The 592-nt window shown below is 54.1% G+C and carries 1 protein-coding gene; it reads left to right on the top strand.

The window, feature by feature from the left end:
• A partial coding sequence (locus ACXJ7R_RS35840) for a GAF domain-containing protein (protein WP_457155903.1) occupies positions 1 to 592 on the top strand: 592 nt, incomplete at both ends.

Below are 592 nucleotides of genomic sequence, written 5' to 3'. Positions count from 1 at the left end.
ACTGAAATCTTGTTGCGTAGTGATAGGTCTGACCTGATCACCGTACCCTATGCATTTTACAAGGGCTATCAGGATCCCGAGCCATTTGCGATGGGCGAAGGGCTTACGTCAAAGGTCATATCGTCAGGCAAACCATTGGTATTGGGTACGACTGAGCAACACGTTGCTCTGGGCGCGCTCATACCTACCGAGGAGGACAGGACCGAATCCTACCTGGGCGTGCCGATCATCGCCGGTGACAGAATTCTGGGTGTAGTCAGCGTGCAGAGCTACGAGAAGAATGTCTTCAATGAAGATCATGTGCGTCTGTTGCAGGGGCTGTCATCCAGCATGGGCATCGCCATCGCCAACGCCCACCTGTTCGATGAGACCCAGCGCCTGTTGAAAATGATGGAGGCCCGCAACGCTGAACTGGCCTTCGTGAATGGCGTTCAGGAGGTGCTCGTCTCCAATGTGCAAATGCAGGCGATATATGACCAGATCGGCGATAAGATCCATGAGATATTCGACGCCCAGGTGGTGGATATCGGACTTTTCAACCCGGACGACAACCTCCTGCATTTCCCCTACGCGATCGAGCGGAACGTTCGCT

The sequence above is a fragment of the Mesorhizobium sp. P5_C1 genome, assembly GCF_054049815.1.
This window is presented reverse-complemented; position numbering and strand designations above follow the sequence as displayed.